This window comes from Bradyrhizobium sp. Kon56, assembly GCF_055807635.1.
Genome location: NZ_JBVVOU010000035.1, coordinates 24,058 through 39,566, shown reverse-complemented (window position 1 = coordinate 39,566; position 15,509 = coordinate 24,058). Strand labels below are relative to the sequence as shown.

Below are 15,509 nucleotides of genomic sequence, written 5' to 3'. Positions count from 1 at the left end.
CCCGCCGGACCACGAGACAACATTCGACGGCGCGTATGAACAGCGGCATCTCTTTTCCATCCCATGGCGAAAACCGATTTTACCAGGGTATGGCGGCGACCTTCGTTGCCAACGCGCTTCAGGCGGTGAACTTTCTCGGTGATCGATTCCTGAGGCAGTCGCATCATCCGTTCACGGCTATCGAGGACCTTTACCGGCACTCGATGGACAGTGCTTTTGCGGTATCTGAGTCCTTTCTCGTTACGGGCGCGCCGCACGCTTCTGCGTGCTATCCGCGCGACTTTGCCTGGTTCTATCCCGACATCCTCGACCCCGACACCATCATGGATTCGCAGGATGCGGTTCGCCGGGCTCGTCTGCTCGAAAAGAGCGTCCGCCTGCTGCTGGAAGCAGTTCGCGCCAACGTCGTCACGACGACGATCGTCCCGGCGGCGCGCGCCCGGTATCTCGGCGTGAACTATTTCTCGCGCCCTTCGGATACGCTGCTCGGCATTCTGGCCGGCCTGCGGCAGATGATCTCTGCCGAGGAGAGAGCGTCGTCCTATCTGGCGATGTCGCAATGCGCGCATGCCGGTCGCCTGCTGCTGGCCGAATATTGCGGTGATCTGAAGCGCGCGATCCTCCAGCTCGCAAGCGAGCTCGAGCCGTTCAATGATGATGGCTCTACGTATTTGCTGTGCGATGCCAGTGCTCCGCGCTCTGCGGCAACGGACACGCGCGCCGAGCGCAGGCGTTTCGTCACCAATGCCTGCGTCTACACGACCTTCGTGTGGGGCGTGCGGCTCGGGATCATCGACGAGAACGAGCTGAAGCGGCGGCTCGGACGCGACCTGGCGCAGTACAAGAGGGACCTGCTCCGCCTGTTCGGCAAGGGTGGCTATATCAGGCATTCCCTGGATGGCCCCTCAGGCTCGCCGGTGTCCTCGGTCGCTCTGGATTTCGTCAATGTGCATCGCGGCTTCTGGGATATGAACGAGCCGGCCGAGCGCGCGCTGTTCGCAGCCACGGCGGATCTGATCATGGCGGAGCCGCGCTTTCGCATCCCCGGCACATTCCACTTCCTGGTGTCCGCGGATAATCCGCGGAACAAGATGATCCACAAGATCGCGGCTCCCGCCTATCAGGGACGTTCCTCCTGGCCGACGTTCAACGTCGAATTCGCGGATCGCATGCTGGACTATGATGAATTCTCGTGCAGCGATACCTACCGTTCCTGCGCCCAGGGAATTCTGAAGGACATTCGCACCGCAACCGAAGTCCACGGCGGCTATCAGGAACTGATCTCGGAGCGGGGCCTGAAGTATCGCACCTGGGCCTACAAGGGTGCCGTGGCCCACTCCTGGTTTCCGCGTTTCCTCTCTGTGTGGAGGAGGGCGCATGGAACGCCGCTCCTCCATTGGAATGACTGAACGGCGGTCGTTACCCAGCCGTCACGTCCACAAGCTCGCCACCGTCGAGGACCTTGGCCGCCTTGGCGCGATCGAGGTCGCCTTCCCAGGCGGCCACCACCACGGTCGCAACGCAATTGCCGGTGAGGTTGCCGACCGCGCGAGCCATGCCGATGAACCAGTCGACCGACAAGACCAGCACGAGGCCGATCGCAGGGATGCTGGGCACCGCGTTCAGCGTCGCCGCCAGAATCACGATCGCGGAGCCCGGTACGCCATGGGCGCCCTTCGAGGTGATCAGGGAGACGCCGAGCACCAGCAGGAGGTCGCCGAAGGACAGCGGCGTGTTGGTCGCCTGCGCGATGAAGACGACCGCAAGCGTCAGGTAGATCGAGAACGCGTCGAGGTTGAAGGAATATCCGGTCGGAATCACGAGTCCGACGACGGAATCCTTCACGCCCATCCGCTCCAGCTTCTTCATGATCTGCGGCAGCACGGCGTCGGACGAGGCGGTCGCGAGCACGATCGTCAACTCCTCGCGCAGGTAGGCGAGGAATTTGAGGATGTTGATGCCGGCAAGCGCCATGACGCCGCCGAGCACGCCCAGCACGAAGATGCCGACCGAGACGTAGAACAGCGCAACCAGTGAGACGAGCTGCTTGAGCGAGCCGACGCCGTATTTGCCGACGGTGTAGGCGACTGCGCCGAGCACGCCAAGTGGAGCAACGCGGACGATAAGCCCCATGACGCGGAACAGCACGGTCGAGGCGGCATCGATCATCGACGTCACGAGCTTGCCCTTCTCGCCGCCGACCAGTGCGAGGCCTACGCCGAACAGCACGGCGAAAAACAGCACCTGGAGCACGTCGTTGCGCGACAACGCGTCGAACGAGGTGCTCGGGATCACGTTGAGGAGGAAGGAGCCGATGCCGCCGCCCTGAAGCTTGTGGGCGTTGTCGGCATAGGTATTGAGCGCCTTGGCGTCCAGCGTCGAGGGGTCGATGTTCATGCCATGGCCGGGGCCGAAAGTGTAGGCCAGGATGAGACCTACCACGAGCGCGACTGTGGTCATCACCTCGAAATAGACCAGCGCTTTGACGCCGACCCGTCCGACCTTCTTGAGGTCGCCCGCGCCGGCAATGCCGTGCACGACGACGCAGAACACGATCGGCGCCACGATCATCGAAATCAGCTTCAGGAAGGCGTCGCTGAGAATCTTGAGGGAGATGGCAAAATCCGGCGCGGCCACGCCGAGAATGATGCCGAGGATCAGCGCGGCCAGGACCTGGACGAACAGCGACGTGTAGAGCGGCTTTGGCTCGGCGGCCGGGGCCGCGGCAATGGTCGACATGGTGACTCCCCCGTTTTGACGACGTCTCGATCGTCGAAAGGAGCAACTAGCGTGCCAGATTGTCGCGGTTTTCGCTGAGGAGGAGGTCTATTCGGTCTTTTTGCGGTGCGACCGGCATCCGCATCGGCGCCGGGAAACCGTTCCAGGTGCCGTCGGTCACGTGGACAGACGATTTTGCGGTCCACAGTCACGTTCTGCGCGCGGGTGGCCGCGTCACGCCGCGAGATCCAGCAGCCGACACGATCCGCGTACCAGCACCTTGCGTCCATTCGGCGTCATGACCGGCACGCCGTCGCAGACGACGACAAGACCGAACTTGACGAGGCTCTCGATGAGATAGGCCTTGGAAAGGCGACCGTTCGACACCGGGTCGCGAAGCGCCTTCAGAACCTCCCATTGGTCTGGCGAAAGATCGAAGTCGATGTCGTTGCTCATGTTGCCTCAAGCCGTGGTGCCGTTCCTGCGCCTCTGTTAGAGGCGCTGCATGAAGACCGTGCGACGACAATGAGTCGGGAATTCGGTGAGGCGTTTAGAACTTCTCTTCACAAATTGCTGCACGCCATTGCGCCACAAGAGTTAAGACCGCTCGGTCACGAGGACCGTCCGAGCCTCGATCACATATTGATGATGTAGGCTTGATGTTGGTCCGCGAACTACCGCACTGCACGGGAAGCGCTGCTGCCCCATTCTGCGTCGCAATATGCACAGAAATCATGAGAACGAAGGGTTCGGGATTCTGTTACGCTGATTCGCGGGGAATGGCTTCACACGGCAGGAGTGGAGTGCATGAACAGGCTGGTCGAAATTCGCAGTCAGGAATCCCTGTGCCGGGAGCGCGCCGCGCTTGATTTCCAGCGCCGGGTTTTCTGGCTTGCGCAAGCTCAGGAATGGGAGCAGCGCGCGCTTGACGAGATCGCCTATCATTTCCGGGAGTGCAATGTGGCTCAGATGGAGCTGGGGCGAAACTGACGTCGGCTGTGGGTAAGACCTACTGATAAGTCGCCACAATATCGGACACCGCGCGCTCGAGCTGCTGCGCGGTGGCGCACTGGCGCACCACGCTGCAGAAGGTCGCATAGCGCGGCATCTCGGAATCGCCAAAGCCCCAGGCGAGACGTCCTTCGGGATTGAGCCACACCAGTCGCTTCGAGCGCTCGGAGATGCGGCGCAGGATGTCGGCGCGCGGATCGAGATTGTTGCTGCGGGCATCGCCCAGCACGATCACCGTGGTCTGCGGCGTCAGCGCGCTCATGAACTCCTTCTCGAAATCGGCCAGCGACGAGCCGTAGTCGGAGGAGCCGAAGCCGACCTTGGACATGATCTCGGCCATCGCTTCTTCCGGCGATTTCGATTCCAGGATGTCGCTGACTTCGATCAGATGCGAGGAGAAGGCAAAGGAATTGACGTCGTCGACCACCTCGTGCAGCGAGTGGATCAGGAGCAGGAAGAAATCCGAGACCTGCGCCACCGAGCCCGAGACGTCGCAGAGCGCCACGATCTTCGGCCGATCGCGATGCTTGCGCTTCCAGGCCGTGAGAAAGGGGATGCCGCCCCAGGCGGCATTGCGGCGCAGCGTGCGGCGGACGTCGAGATGACCGCGCCGTTGGCGCTTGCGTGGTTTCGAATAGCGCTCGCGCAGGCGACGTGCGATCTGGCGGATGAGAGCGCGCATCTCCGCGACATGGCGGCGCTCGATGCGGGCAAGCGGCGCGTTGCGAAGAATCTCGTTGCGGAGGTTTTCAGCTTCCTCGCGGGCATAGAGCGCAAGCCCCTGCGCGACGGTGTCGCGGACGGCTTCGCGCAAGGCATCGAGCGCGGCGCGAAGCCGCTCGGCCAGTGCCGGATTGGTCGCGGTCAGCTCGTCGAGATCGTCGCGTAGCCGCTGGACCCCCATGGCGTCGAGGATGCGGCTGGAGAAGATGCCGCGCTGGGTGGAGTAGCGGATGTCGGATAGGGAGGCCGCACCTGAGGCGCTGGCGATCGCGGCGGTGATCGCGTTGCGATCCTGCGACAGCAGCATCTGCGCGAGGGGACCCAATTCTGCGGGAGGCGAACCGACGCTCGCATCGCTGGCCGCGCCCGACGACGGAGATTGATCCGCGTTCTCCGAAACATCGTTGCTGTCGGCTTCAGGCTGTTCCTGCCGCGGCTCCGGCTGGCTGAAGAACAGATCGAAACAGTCTCCAAGCGCGAGCTTTTCGTCCTGCGACTTGGCGAGCGTCAGAAGGAGCGCATCGCGCAGGATGGTCCGGTCGGAAAGGCCGACCTGCTCGACCGCGCGCATCGCATCGATGCTTTCGGCAGGCGAGACATGGACGCCGGCGCCCCGTGCGGCACGGAAGAAACGATGGATATTCTCGCGCATCGGCGTCAACCGAAGACGTTGGATCGTGCTGCCTTGGCAATGAAGGTCGTAATCTGAGGTTGAGCCGCCTCAATGTCGGCCTCGTATTTCAGGAGCACGTTGAGCGTGTCCTTGACGATCTCGGTGTCGAGCTCTGAGGCCTGCAAGAGCACCAGCACGCGGGCCCAGTCGATGGTCTCGCTGACCGAAGGCAGCTTCTTCAGGTCGAGCGAGCGGATTTCGTGGATGAAGCCGACCATCTGCCGCCGCAGCGTCTGCGAAATGTTGGGGACGCGGCTCTCGACGATGCGCTCCTCGAGCCGCTGCTCGGGGAAGCCGATGTGCAGATGCAGGCAGCGCCGCTTCAAGGCATCGCCGAGATCGCGCTCGCTGTTGGAGGTGAGGATCACCGTTGGCGGCGTGATCGCGGAGAGGGTGCCGAGTTCTGGGATCGTGACCTGGAAATCGGAGAGAATTTCCAGCAGCAGCGACTCGAATTCCGCATCCGACTTGTCGATCTCGTCGATCAGGAGCACGCAGCCGCCCGGCTGCTCCAGCGCTTGCAGCAGCGGCCGCGGCTCGACGAATTCCTTGGAGAAGAACACGTCGCCGAAATCGTGGAGCTGATGAAGTGCAGCGTGCAAAGTCTGCGCGCCGCCGAGGACTTCCCCGAGCTTGTCCTTGAGGATCTGCGTGTAGAGAAGCTGCTTGGCGTATTTCCATTCATAGAGCGCCTTGGCCTCGTCGAGGCCTTCGTAGCACTGAAGGCGGATCATCTTCAGGCCGCGCCAGGCCGCGATCGCCTTGGCAAGCTCGGTCTTGCCGACGCCCGCGGGGCCTTCGACCAGGATCGGCTTCTCGATCTGTTGCGACAAATAGACGGCGGTCGCGATCTGCCGGCTCGCGATGTAGCCTTGCGCGGCGAGGCCGCTCTCCACCGCCTCGATCGCTGTCGAGGGCTTCTGTTCAGCCACGAAAAGGCGCTCCCAAAGGTCTTGATTGAGGCTTGTTCTGCCTGCGTTCACGGCAAAGAACAAGCCTCGTTTGGGAGAGGCCAGACCCGCGCGAATGGGCGTTTTTTCCGCTCAACGCAAATAGTCGGGCGGCCAACCGGCCGCGGGATCAGTGCCGCAGCAACTCCGGCTTGCGGATCGTCTGTCTGACCTCGGCGCCGCAATCGGCGCATTCATAGACGAAGTCGATCGTGGCAAGACTCCAATGCGGTTCGACCTCGCGTACATACATTGGAAGGAACCCCATGCAAGCAGGGCAAATCACAGGCGCGATCTCGATATCCTGATGATGCTGTACATAAGCTGGCATCTCGGCTCTCCTTCGCAGACGACCTCCAAACCCGCGCGAAGGCTACTGCCGGCCGGCGAAAGGCCGACATCAACTCTTTCGAACAGAGGCGGAACGGCGGAGGTTTGTCGTTCGCTGTGACATTCTTGTTACGTCTCTGTACTGTGACGGGTGGACCAAATACCTATTTCAAAGCCCGATCCGATATTCGGACTTTGACCTCAACGATAAGGGAGCAACGCCCATGACGCATGCCATTCGCTTTCATAAGACTGGTGGTCCGGAAGTGCTGGTCTGGGAAGAAGTCAGTGTCGGCAGGCCCGGACCAGGCGAGGCACGAATCCGCCATACCGCCGTCGGTCTCAACTTCGTCGACATCTACAATCGTTCGGGCCTTTACCCGGTGCAACTGCCGAGTGGGCTTGGTAGCGAGGCTGCTGGCGTCGTCGAGGAGGTCGGGCCTGGCGTCACCGATCTGAAGCCCGGCGATCGCGTCGCCTACGGCGCCTCGCCGCTCGGGGCCTATTCCGAGGCGCGGCTGATCCCGGCCGACCGACTGCTGAAGCTGCCGGACGGTGTCGACGACAAGACCGCAGCGGCGATGATGCTGAAGGGGCTCACAACGCAATATCTGATCCGGCAGACCTATCGGGTGAAGGCCGGCGACACCATCCTGCTGCATGCGGCCGCCGGCGGCGTCGGCCTGATTCTCTCCCAGTGGGCCAAGCATCTCGGCGCAACCGTGATCGGCACCGTCAGCAACGACGAGAAGGCCAAGCTCGCCAAGGAGCATGGCTGCGACCATGTCATCATCTATAGCCGCGAGGATTTCGTGAAGCGCGTGGACGAGATCACCGGCGGCAAGAAGGTGCCGGTGGTCTATGACTCGGTCGGCAAGGATACGTTCTTGAAGTCGCTCGATTGCCTCGCGCCGCTCGGCGTCGCCGCGCTGTTCGGTGCGTCCTCCGGCGCCGTCGAGCCGCTCAATCTCGGTCTGCTGGCGCAGAAGGGCTCGCTCTACGTCACCCGGCCGACGCTGTTCACCTACGCCGCCAAGCGTGAAAGCCTGGTCGCGATGGCGGGCGAGCTGTTCGATGTCGTCAAGTCCGGCGCGGTCAAGATCGAGGTGCGCCAGACCTATCCACTGAAGGACGCCGCCAAGGCGCATGCCGATCTCGCCGCGCGTAAGACCACGGGATCGACCGTCCTCACGGTGTGATCTCCGACCGGGCTGTGGCGCAGGCTGGCAGAGCGTTTCGAGCGAACTGGATTCCGGTTCGCGTAGAGAAAACGCGTCAAAATAAGAAATCCAGAGCCCGTTCCGATTCGATCGGACCGGAAAAGGTCGGCCCTGGGCCTGCGTTATGTCCGCTCGTGCTTACGCAGATCGCGGGCGTGATCGAGGCGGAGAGCCTGGAGGTCGACTTCTTCGGGCGGGATCCGGGGCAGGGCAGCCTCAGCGAGGATCGCCTCGGTCACGTCTTCGACCGAATTCTCCACGATTTCCTGGATGAACGAGATATTCCGATATTCCCCTGAGGCAACGCGGGAAATGACCTCGCGCCTGGTGATTTCAGGGTCGACCACTGCCTCGCGGCCGCGGCGCCCATAGTCGATCATCACGACGAAATACTGCATGAAACGATCCTGCCGTGCCCATGGTCGGGACGGCAGAGTATTTCCGAAAAACGGAATCAAGTCAAGGTGAATTTCGTAAAAACGGAAATTGCAGCCTACTTGCTCCTCTTGCGCGGGCGCGCCGACTTGGCGCGCAGCCGCTCCAGCTGCCCCTTGGGCATGGACAGGCAGATCTCGCCGACCCACTCTAGTTTCACGCCGACGATCTGCTTGGCATTGAAGCTGCTGAGATTGACGACGGAAGGGGATTTGCCTCGTTCGATGGTCTTCAGATAGCGCTCGCCGGTCTTGAGCCGGACCACGGCCTCCTCGCCGTAGAAGCTCGACAGGGGATGGCGCTGATCCTTGTAGACTACGATTACGTCGCCGCTCTCGTATTTGGGCAGCATCGAATCGCCCACGATCTCGAATGCGATGGTCTCCTCCATGATCGGAAAGGGCAGCGCGATGTCGCCAAGGCCTTCGGGGGGAACCTGCTCATAATCCGGCTCGATCACGGCACCGGCCCCCACGCGGCCCATGATCGGCGCGAGATTGAGCTCGAGATATTCCATGATCGGAATGATTTCCGAAGCCTTCACCAGGCGTTCGCCGCCGAGGATCTCCGAGACAGCGCCGGGGCGTACGCCCATGGCAGCCGCCAGGCCGCCCTTGCTCTTGCCCGTCTTTTCCAGGCCCCGTTCGATCATTGCAGCGTCCAACATGGTGATTCCCTCGATTGTCCATCGTCCGTCTCTTGTAATCCGAAATTCGGAATTGATGCAATTATGAATATCAGAATTATCGCTTGACTTCGACTTCGGAATACCGGAATGTAGGCTCCGCCTCGCGGTCGTGCGATCGGAGGAGGCGCATCACAGGACAGCAGCATGGAACCGGCTCATTGGCCGTCGGAGCACTCCGACGCGCTTCGCGACTATTTTCTCAAGGGATTGTCTTATGCGGAGATCGGAAGACAGATTAACGCAAGGTTCGGAACGGCTTACACGCGCAACGCGGTGGTCGGCCGCGCCAAGCGGCTCGGGCTGATCGTGCAGGTGCGGATGACGAGCCCGTCGATCGTGCCGGTGCTGCCGTCTGGAGCCTGTCTTATCCTCCCGCACCGTCCCGCGTTACTGAACCTGCCGCCGAAATCTGCGATGAAGCCTGCCGCGCAGGTCAAATTGCGCTGCGTCGGCGTCCAGCCGCGCCTGGTCCCGTTGGTCGAACTCGCTGCCGAGGACTGTCGCTATCCCTATGGTGGCGACAAGGACGGGGAGGAGATTACCTTCTGCGGCCATCCAAGTGAGCCTGGCTCGAGCTATTGCACGCCGCATGCGCGCCTGACGCGCCGCGCCGGAGCTGGATCCGCCCGCGTCGCCGGCCCCGTCGTGCTGAGGCTGGTCTCTGCCGCGTGACCTCACGACCGTCCGTTCAATCGTCAATTCGCAAGGAGTATCCGAGTGGCACGTGTCCGACGCAACAGTTCCTTTAAATCGGCGAATGTCTACGACCGACGCTCACGTGAGATACCGTTCAATGCGGAGGTGGCGGAAGTCGAGGTGGACAATCCGCTGGCGTTCGACCCCGGCGAGAAGATTATGGCCGTGCGGTCGATCCGCAGCGATCCGCTCGGCCGGCTGCATGCGCACCGTCAGATCGACGAGGCGCAGTATCGCGGCGGGCGCGCCTTCCAGGACGATTGGGAGAAGGCCGAGCGAGGCCCTCAGGCAATGGACCCGACTCGCGAATATGTCGATGGCGCGCGCATGCGCGAGCCGGTCACCGAGAGCCAACGCCAGGCGGTGCTGCGGCTGAACCGGATCGAGCGCGAACTCGGCACAGACGGTGCGGCGCTAGTGCACGACGTGTTGGTGCTGGGCCTGACCATGGACGAGATCGGTCAGCGTCGCGCCGTCCGTACGCAGCGCTGGATCGACTATTTTGCCCGACGTTTCCGTGAATGCCTGGACCGGCTGGCAGTGATCTATGGCTTTGCGACGGAAACGGGGAGACAGCGTGCAGGGCAACGAAGATGACAACGGCGCGCCCGCGACCACGATCGCGGGCGCGCCGGTCTTGTGCTTAGGGATGCGGTAGGATCTGGTAGGTCGTGGCATAGGGCTCGACCCGCAGCGAGGCGTTGGCCAAAAGGCCGATTCTGGCGGTCGGCGCCTGCTGCAATTCGCCGTTCGGACCGCGATGCACGTTGTATTGCCAGACGGTGAGATCGCCCTTCTGTGCCAGAGCATGTGCAACGGCGCTCGCATCATTGCCGCCGAGGGCCTGAAGCTCCGACGACGATTTCGTCCTTGATGGTGACGATCTTGAACAGGTTCATCCTGGTCTCCTGCGCCCACGCGCTTTGTGTCGAGAAGGTGAGAAGCGCGACTGCGGCGCCCTTGATGAGATCGCAGCGAGAAAGCATGCCGTCGTCCTTTGGTGCTGGGGCGCCCGAATCGATCAATGCATCGGCCACGGCGCCCGTGATCTGCGTGACTGTTACGCCACCGGTTTGTCGTTTGCTCCTCGAAAACAGTTCACGGCCGGAAACAAATGGGGCCCGATGAATCCTGATGCGAAGAGGCGGGTCCAAGTCCAAGAGCTCGAGGGGACGGGTTTGGATGAAATCCAAACGTCATAGTTTGTCTCTTGGTCAGAAGGCCGCGCTGTGGCTGCCGATCCATAGCGCGAGATCGACGCCTATTTCGTCGACGATACAACCGCCGACGCCAGATTCAACAATTACGTGTATACGCTGAAGAAGCACTGGTTCGCGTCCGCCAACGTCCATTCACATCCGAAACAACACGAAACGCAGCGTCGATTGACGGCAATCGAGGCTGTATGCCTGATCGATGCCGCTTCTTGACGCAGGTGGGTGACGGCCGGCCCTATTCCTGTTATCCGGAATTGCCGTGGTGCGATGCAGACGAAGCATCGCTGCGCCAACCGTTAGGCTTGCCGGAGGGGTTGTTTCTTGACATAGTTGCAACCTATTCAGGTGTGCGCGCTGCACATGTAGCTCGGCGTGCGAACACACCGGGCTTCCCCCCGGCCGAAGGCGCGCCGTCGCCATAGCATCCGGTTATGGCATCCAGTTGTGTCGTTGGGTTCTTAGTTGGGACCTCGATGTTGGATCACGAAGTCCGATGCTTGTCATAGGTGCGAGATGAAGAACCTCAATTTCGCAGCTGAGCTGCACCTCAAGCTCGGCGCGCCTGCAAGCGGCACCGTCGAAAGCCTGCGCCTGCTCCGCGCCTTTCTGAAGCTCGCGCCCCGGCAGCGTTTCGAGGTCATCAAGCTCGTCGAAGACCTCGCCACCGAAGAAACCCTCCCCGAACACCCCCTGTCCTGAGCCGGCTTGCGCGCCGGCCTTATGTTTTCCTGCCACAGCAGGCCGCCGGGCGACGTCTTCCCCGGGGCTGGACGCTGGCAGGCGATCCGGCAAGTGTGGTATTCAGTTCTGAAAACGGGAGGAGTGCGACCATGATCGAACCGAAGCTCGAAGTTCCGGCCGAACTGCGCGACCTGGCCGAGAAGACGATTGACCAGGCGGAAAAGGCATTCGGCATGTTTTTCGAAGCCGCCACCAAATCGATGACGACCGTTCCGGGCGCGGGGGCGGACGTCTCGAAGCAGGCGCTCGCTTTCACCGAGCAGAACATGAAGTCGGCGTTCGAGCATGCCCGCAAGCTCGTCCATGCGACCGACCTTCAGGAGGCGATGCGAATCCAATCGGATTTCCTGCGCAGCCAGTTCACCAGTGCCGGAGACCACATGCGCCAGATTACCGGTAGTCTGATGCAACCGGGGAAGGGCAAGTCCTAATTCTCGGTGTGTTCACGGCGCGTCCACAGATTGGACTTGCACGGCGTGAATATCCGCACTGGTATCGGTCCATGATGGGCCGTCGAATGGACCTCATTCGCCGCCCATCATCCTTTCCGCTGATCCCTGTCGGTTCTCAGGCAGGGATTTGCATCTGTCGCAGGTGTCTTGACCAATCGGTCGCTCTGCTAACGCAGCGATGCGATGTAGGCCGCGATATCGCCGGCTTCGATCCGCCTCAAGGGGAAATTCGGCATCTTCGGGTGCGTCCCCCTCTTTCGTGTCCGTTGCGCGCAGGCCTGACTTCAGTTCGGAACGACTCGGTCGGCGCTCGCCTGAGTTTTGCCGTTCGCCACGACATGGCAGCTGGCGCACCAGCGCCTCGCAAGGTCGGCGCCGTGATCTGCATCGGCGGCGAGAGCGGACGACGTGCCCACGCTCAAGGCCACGGCAACCAGCAGGCAAATTCGTCTCAAATGCCGGTGCATGGGGCAATCCTGTGTGTTGTTGGCTAGCGACGCCATCCTCATCCGCAACACGAACCCGGAAACTGCGAGAGGTCGATGCGGGCGATGATCGACCGCAGCAGCTTGCGAGCCGAACGATAGAGGTGCCGGGCGAATCTCAGCGTCCTTGCCGCGGGCAGGCCAAAGCTTGTCGTATCGTGTCTTTTCGTATCAAGGCTATCGATGGAGTGCGACACGTGCCTCTCCGAGATGACGAGGCTCTTTCTATCGGGGTCGGCTCGCGGCAGCCTTGATCTGCCGCAAAGGGGCCGGATTAATAGTCGCCGGGGTTCATGATCATCGGGCTTCGTGTATCGGCCGGGGCGAGCGCGCTGCTGGCGCTGTCGCGCAGGAAGCGGTCGAGCGTCGCCTGGATCTTCTCCTTGACCGCATCGGGACCGCGATCGCTCATCTCGGTATGCTGTGCGCCAGTGTGGATAATGTCGATGCCGCGCGCCTTGGCCTCTTCTGGCGTCGGCAGCACGCCGGGATCAGTTACGAAATGCGGATCCTTCGAGCGGAACGACAGGATCTTCATGTTGTCGCTAAGCACGAAAGGTACCCGCAGATTGTCGAGCGTGATCACTTTCGACACCAGCTCCGGGTGCTGATGGGCGACGTACATCGAAACGTCGCCACCGTTGGAATGGCCGACGAGCGTGATGTGGTCGTAGTCGGCGTTCTCCTGCCGCCGCTTCAACTCGCCCAAGGTGAAGAGGATGTTGGCCTCGCAGCGGATATAGACCTCGCGCCGGCCGACATATTGCTGACCGGCCTTGGTCATCAGCGGCGGATCGCTCGGCAGATCCTGCTGGATGCTGGCGACGAGATAACCGCGTGCGGCGAGCACGTTGGCTAGGAAGGAATATTCAGTGGCCTTGACGGTATTGCCGTTGCTGATGATGGCGAGCGGGAGCTTCCAGAGGCCGAGATTGGCCTTGGTCTCGTAATCGCGCCGTACAGCGATTTCGACCGCAATCGGCCGCTGGCGGGCGGCGTCGAACAGGGTCAACACCTCATGGCGGATCGCGAACCGGCTGACGACGAAATACTGGCCGACGCCGAGGACGCAGAGAAACGCCAGAACTGCAAACACCCTTTTCATGGTCCGTCTCAAATCACTTTTGACTGAACATGGCCATTGGGAACTCCCGGATCGAGCGATCGTGAGCAGGTTACGGGATTAAATTTAGGCAAGGCTGTGAGCCTGAGCCCAGGGGCCGCATGTCGCGGGCTACAGCGCGAAGGACAAGGGGTTTACAGACAACCGCCCTTGCCGCGTTCGGAGCAGAGCTGCAACGCGCTTGACAGAGTAAACAGGAAGCGCGGGCTGCGGCGCTCGTTGTCGGGCGCCCGGTAGCTCAGGGGGACGGCCACGCCGAGATCGGCCTGGAAATCGTCTGGCAGAAAGAACCGCACGCCAGCTCCGGCCGAGGTCAGCGACAGGCCCTCGCTCAGGCGGTAACCGTGGTTCCAGACTGCGCCGGCGTCACCGAAGGCGTAGAGCTGATAGCCGGTCCAGTAGCGGAAATTGAGCTTCTGGTCGAAGCGCAGTTCGAGCGAGCCGGCGAGACCATTGTCGCCGCTGATCTCGGCTGCGCCATAGCCGCGCCCGAAGGCAGCGCCGCCGAGATAGAATTGCTGCGAGGTGAACAGCGGCCGTGACGCCGTCTGGCTCGCAGCGGAGAGCTTGAGCGACCAGACGTCGTTGAGCGTCTGGTAGCGCGTGAACCAGAGGTTCAGCACGGAGAAGTTCGATGACGCGCCATCGCGCGACAACAGGTCGTCGTCGAAATGCGAGGCACCGAAGATGTCGAGGCCCTGGCGGTAGATCAGCGTCGCGAAATTGGTGCCGCCGAAATGATCCTGGAGCCGGTAGTCGGCGGTCAGGCTCGCGGTCCTGATGTGGTCGTTGTACCAGGGGCCGTAAAGGTCATGCTCGGACACGTTGCTGAAGGTCGTCGCCGCGGTCAGGGTCAGCGAGGACAATTGCGACTGCAATGGGACGATGCTGGCACGCAGCTCGAACGCCTCGGTCGTGGTGATGTCGCTGTCGAGGCGGCGCGCATCGCCCGGCCTGACCGCGCTGTATAAGACAGACCCGCCGAGACGCACGCCGTCGACACCGATCGGTGCATCGTAGGACAGCCGTGCGAAGCCAAGCTGGCGGGGGTCGTTGGCGATGGTCGACAGGTTGACCGCCAGCGTGTCGCCGGCCGTGAGATAGGAGTTGAACGCGCCGGTCGCATAGGTCTGCCACGGACCGACTGATGATGAGCCGAGATTGTCCAGACCGAACGACGAGAAGACGTGCCAGGTCTTCAAATAGACGATGAGGCGGAAGCGGCCGGTTGCACCGCCGATCTCCTCCAGTGCGGTATCGGTGATCCGGACGCCAGGTCTGCCGTTGACGAGAAAGAGCTGACGTTCCAGCGTTGCCAGGCGCGACGGTTGCTCAGCCAGAACCGGCCCAAGCATCGGTCTCACGCCGAACTGCTCGGCGCCATCGCCTTTCAGCTCGGCCTGCACGATGGCGCCTTCGATCACCTGGATCCGGAGCAGGCCGTCGGCAATGTCCTGCGGCGGCACGATCGCACGGCTCAAGTGAAAACCATCGGCACGGTAGAGATCGCTGATCGCGCCGGCGATCGCGGCGAGATCCGCCTGCGAAACCTTCTTGCCGACATAGGGCTGGTAGACCGCGGCGATGCGATCGGGAGAAACGGCGCGGGCTCCGCTGACGTTGACGCCGCGCAGCACGAATTGAGGCTTGGTATCGCCGCCGGTGCTGGGCTGGTCGATTGTTGGGAGCCTGACCGGCGGACGGCTCAGGGATTCCCGCTCGGTTTGGTTCTCAAAATATTTCTGAGGTTGGCGCGGATCGAAACCCGGCTGGTTCGCCTGCTGCGCGAAAGCCTGAGGGACTCCCGCGAAGAACGGCGCCAACAGCACCGCTGCGGTAACGAGATGCCGCTTCGCAACGCGCGCGACGCGCCTGTCCCCGTAGTTCGACGGAGATGTGCCCCTGATGCTAAAAGGGTTCGTTAGCCACATGATTTTTCATAGTTTTTTATGGTCAACGAATGGTTAACGCGACCGCTCCGCTGGCCGCTTCCCGCTAATCCTATGTTGAGTGATTTCGGATACCCCTCAAGGCCGGCTGTAACGCG

The 15,509-nt window shown here is 62.0% G+C and carries 16 protein-coding genes and 2 pseudogenes; 7 read left to right on the top strand and 11 right to left on the bottom strand.

All coding sequences use genetic code 11. The features are described 5' to 3' along the window. Positions 1 to 35 precede the first annotated feature (35 nt). Entirely contained in the window at positions 36 to 1,409 is a 1,374-nt protein-coding gene (locus tag AC0L3B_RS33535; RefSeq protein ID WP_317245921.1) for a hypothetical protein, read from the top strand. A 10-nt stretch (positions 1,410 to 1,419) separates the two neighbouring features. Here AC0L3B_RS33535 and AC0L3B_RS33530 read toward each other — a convergent pair whose 3' ends face one another. Next, on the bottom strand, positions 1,420 to 2,739 hold the full coding sequence (locus AC0L3B_RS33530; RefSeq protein ID WP_018456682.1) for a dicarboxylate/amino acid:cation symporter: 1,320 nt from the start codon (positions 2,737 to 2,739) through the stop codon (positions 1,420 to 1,422). Between the two features lie 213 nt (positions 2,740 to 2,952). Then, positions 2,953 to 3,174, bottom strand: coding sequence for a hypothetical protein (locus tag AC0L3B_RS33525; protein ID WP_018456680.1), 222 nt, complete (start codon positions 3,172 to 3,174; stop codon positions 2,953 to 2,955). A gap of 351 nt (positions 3,175 to 3,525) precedes the next feature. On the opposite strand from AC0L3B_RS33525, the gene AC0L3B_RS33520 reads away from it, so the two are divergent. Continuing rightward, complete coding sequence (locus AC0L3B_RS33520; RefSeq protein WP_317245922.1) at positions 3,526 to 3,708, top strand: hypothetical protein; 183 nt, start codon at positions 3,526 to 3,528, stop codon at positions 3,706 to 3,708. A gap of 19 nt (positions 3,709 to 3,727) precedes the next feature. Here the strand turns inward: AC0L3B_RS33520 and AC0L3B_RS33515 are convergent, their stop codons facing one another. The 3 genes from AC0L3B_RS33515 to AC0L3B_RS33505 form a co-directional block, all read right to left on the bottom strand. Continuing rightward, entirely contained in the window at positions 3,728 to 5,104 is a 1,377-nt protein-coding gene (locus tag AC0L3B_RS33515; RefSeq protein ID WP_473381771.1) for a vWA domain-containing protein, read from the bottom strand. Between the two features lie 5 nt (positions 5,105 to 5,109). Then, complete coding sequence (locus tag AC0L3B_RS33510) at positions 5,110 to 6,057, bottom strand: AAA family ATPase (RefSeq protein WP_473381770.1); 948 nt, start codon at positions 6,055 to 6,057, stop codon at positions 5,110 to 5,112. Between the two features lie 148 nt (positions 6,058 to 6,205). Beyond that, positions 6,206 to 6,406 (bottom strand): hypothetical protein, encoded by a 201-nt coding sequence (locus AC0L3B_RS33505; protein WP_085350632.1) that lies wholly within the window; start codon positions 6,404 to 6,406, stop codon positions 6,206 to 6,208. Positions 6,407 to 6,629: 223 nt separating this feature from the next. Between AC0L3B_RS33505 and AC0L3B_RS33500 the strand changes: the two genes are divergently transcribed. Next, entirely contained in the window at positions 6,630 to 7,604 is a 975-nt protein-coding gene (locus tag AC0L3B_RS33500) for a quinone oxidoreductase family protein (RefSeq protein WP_473381769.1), read from the top strand. Between the two features lie 143 nt (positions 7,605 to 7,747). Here AC0L3B_RS33500 and AC0L3B_RS33495 read toward each other — a convergent pair whose 3' ends face one another. Beyond that, positions 7,748 to 8,023 (bottom strand): hypothetical protein, encoded by a 276-nt coding sequence (locus AC0L3B_RS33495; protein ID WP_085395314.1) that lies wholly within the window; start codon positions 8,021 to 8,023, stop codon positions 7,748 to 7,750. 95 nt (positions 8,024 to 8,118) lie between these two features. After that, positions 8,119 to 8,727, bottom strand: a complete 609-nt coding sequence (locus AC0L3B_RS33490) for a S24 family peptidase (protein ID WP_007612810.1) — start codon at positions 8,725 to 8,727, stop codon at positions 8,119 to 8,121. Positions 8,728 to 8,892: 165 nt separating this feature from the next. Between AC0L3B_RS33490 and AC0L3B_RS33485 the strand changes: the two genes are divergently transcribed. Together AC0L3B_RS33485 and AC0L3B_RS33480 are read left to right on the top strand one after the other, a co-directional pair. Continuing rightward, positions 8,893 to 9,420, top strand: coding sequence for a GcrA family cell cycle regulator (locus tag AC0L3B_RS33485; RefSeq protein WP_247542990.1), 528 nt, complete (start codon positions 8,893 to 8,895; stop codon positions 9,418 to 9,420). A gap of 45 nt (positions 9,421 to 9,465) precedes the next feature. After that, a complete protein-coding gene (locus tag AC0L3B_RS33480; protein WP_473381768.1) occupies positions 9,466 to 10,041 on the top strand; it encodes a hypothetical protein in 576 nt (191 codons plus the stop codon). Positions 10,042 to 10,087: 46 nt separating this feature from the next. On the opposite strand, the pseudogene AC0L3B_RS33475 reads toward AC0L3B_RS33480, so the two are convergent. Beyond that, a pseudogene (locus AC0L3B_RS33475) lies at positions 10,088 to 10,430 on the bottom strand (hypothetical protein). Between the two features lie 744 nt (positions 10,431 to 11,174). Between AC0L3B_RS33475 and AC0L3B_RS33470 the strand changes: the two are divergent. Together AC0L3B_RS33470 and AC0L3B_RS33465 are read left to right on the top strand one after the other, a co-directional pair. Then, positions 11,175 to 11,360 (top strand): hypothetical protein, encoded by a 186-nt coding sequence (locus tag AC0L3B_RS33470; protein ID WP_007612798.1) that lies wholly within the window; start codon positions 11,175 to 11,177, stop codon positions 11,358 to 11,360. Positions 11,361 to 11,491: 131 nt separating this feature from the next. Next, entirely contained in the window at positions 11,492 to 11,833 is a 342-nt protein-coding gene (locus tag AC0L3B_RS33465) for a phasin (protein ID WP_473381767.1), read from the top strand. Positions 11,834 to 12,021: 188 nt separating this feature from the next. Here AC0L3B_RS33465 and AC0L3B_RS33460 read toward each other — a convergent pair. From AC0L3B_RS33460 to AC0L3B_RS33450, 3 genes and pseudogenes are all read right to left on the bottom strand, one after another. Next, positions 12,022 to 12,321 (bottom strand): annotated as a pseudogene (locus AC0L3B_RS33460) (cytochrome c). Between the two features lie 292 nt (positions 12,322 to 12,613). Further along, positions 12,614 to 13,444, bottom strand: a complete 831-nt coding sequence (locus tag AC0L3B_RS33455; protein WP_085384826.1) for an alpha/beta fold hydrolase — start codon at positions 13,442 to 13,444, stop codon at positions 12,614 to 12,616. Between the two features lie 152 nt (positions 13,445 to 13,596). Then, on the bottom strand, positions 13,597 to 15,393 hold the full coding sequence (locus tag AC0L3B_RS33450) for a ShlB/FhaC/HecB family hemolysin secretion/activation protein (RefSeq protein WP_085384825.1): 1,797 nt from the start codon (positions 15,391 to 15,393) through the stop codon (positions 13,597 to 13,599). Between the last annotated feature and the right edge of the window lie 116 nt (positions 15,394 to 15,509).

Coding starts and splice junctions, on each gene's coding strand:
- AC0L3B_RS33535 (WP_317245921.1), top strand. CDS start 36: ATGAACAGCGGCATCTCTTTTCCATCCCATGGCGAAAACCGATTTTAC.
- AC0L3B_RS33530 (WP_018456682.1), bottom strand. CDS start 2,739: ATGTCGACCATTGCCGCGGCCCCGGCCGCCGAGCCAAAGCCGCTCTAC.
- AC0L3B_RS33525 (WP_018456680.1), bottom strand. CDS start 3,174: ATGAGCAACGACATCGACTTCGATCTTTCGCCAGACCAATGGGAGGTT.
- AC0L3B_RS33520 (WP_317245922.1), top strand. CDS start 3,526: ATGAACAGGCTGGTCGAAATTCGCAGTCAGGAATCCCTGTGCCGGGAG.
- AC0L3B_RS33515 (WP_473381771.1), bottom strand. CDS start 5,104: ATGCGCGAGAATATCCATCGTTTCTTCCGTGCCGCACGGGGCGCCGGC.
- AC0L3B_RS33505 (WP_085350632.1), bottom strand. CDS start 6,406: ATGCCAGCTTATGTACAGCATCATCAGGATATCGAGATCGCGCCTGTG.
- AC0L3B_RS33500 (WP_473381769.1), top strand. CDS start 6,630: ATGACGCATGCCATTCGCTTTCATAAGACTGGTGGTCCGGAAGTGCTG.
- AC0L3B_RS33495 (WP_085395314.1), bottom strand. CDS start 8,023: ATGCAGTATTTCGTCGTGATGATCGACTATGGGCGCCGCGGCCGCGAG.
- AC0L3B_RS33490 (WP_007612810.1), bottom strand. CDS start 8,727: ATGTTGGACGCTGCAATGATCGAACGGGGCCTGGAAAAGACGGGCAAG.
- AC0L3B_RS33485 (WP_247542990.1), top strand. CDS start 8,893: ATGGAACCGGCTCATTGGCCGTCGGAGCACTCCGACGCGCTTCGCGAC.
- AC0L3B_RS33470 (WP_007612798.1), top strand. CDS start 11,175: ATGAAGAACCTCAATTTCGCAGCTGAGCTGCACCTCAAGCTCGGCGCG.
- AC0L3B_RS33465 (WP_473381767.1), top strand. CDS start 11,492: ATGATCGAACCGAAGCTCGAAGTTCCGGCCGAACTGCGCGACCTGGCC.
- AC0L3B_RS33455 (WP_085384826.1), bottom strand. CDS start 13,444: ATGAAAAGGGTGTTTGCAGTTCTGGCGTTTCTCTGCGTCCTCGGCGTC.
- AC0L3B_RS33450 (WP_085384825.1), bottom strand. CDS start 15,393: ATGTGGCTAACGAACCCTTTTAGCATCAGGGGCACATCTCCGTCGAAC.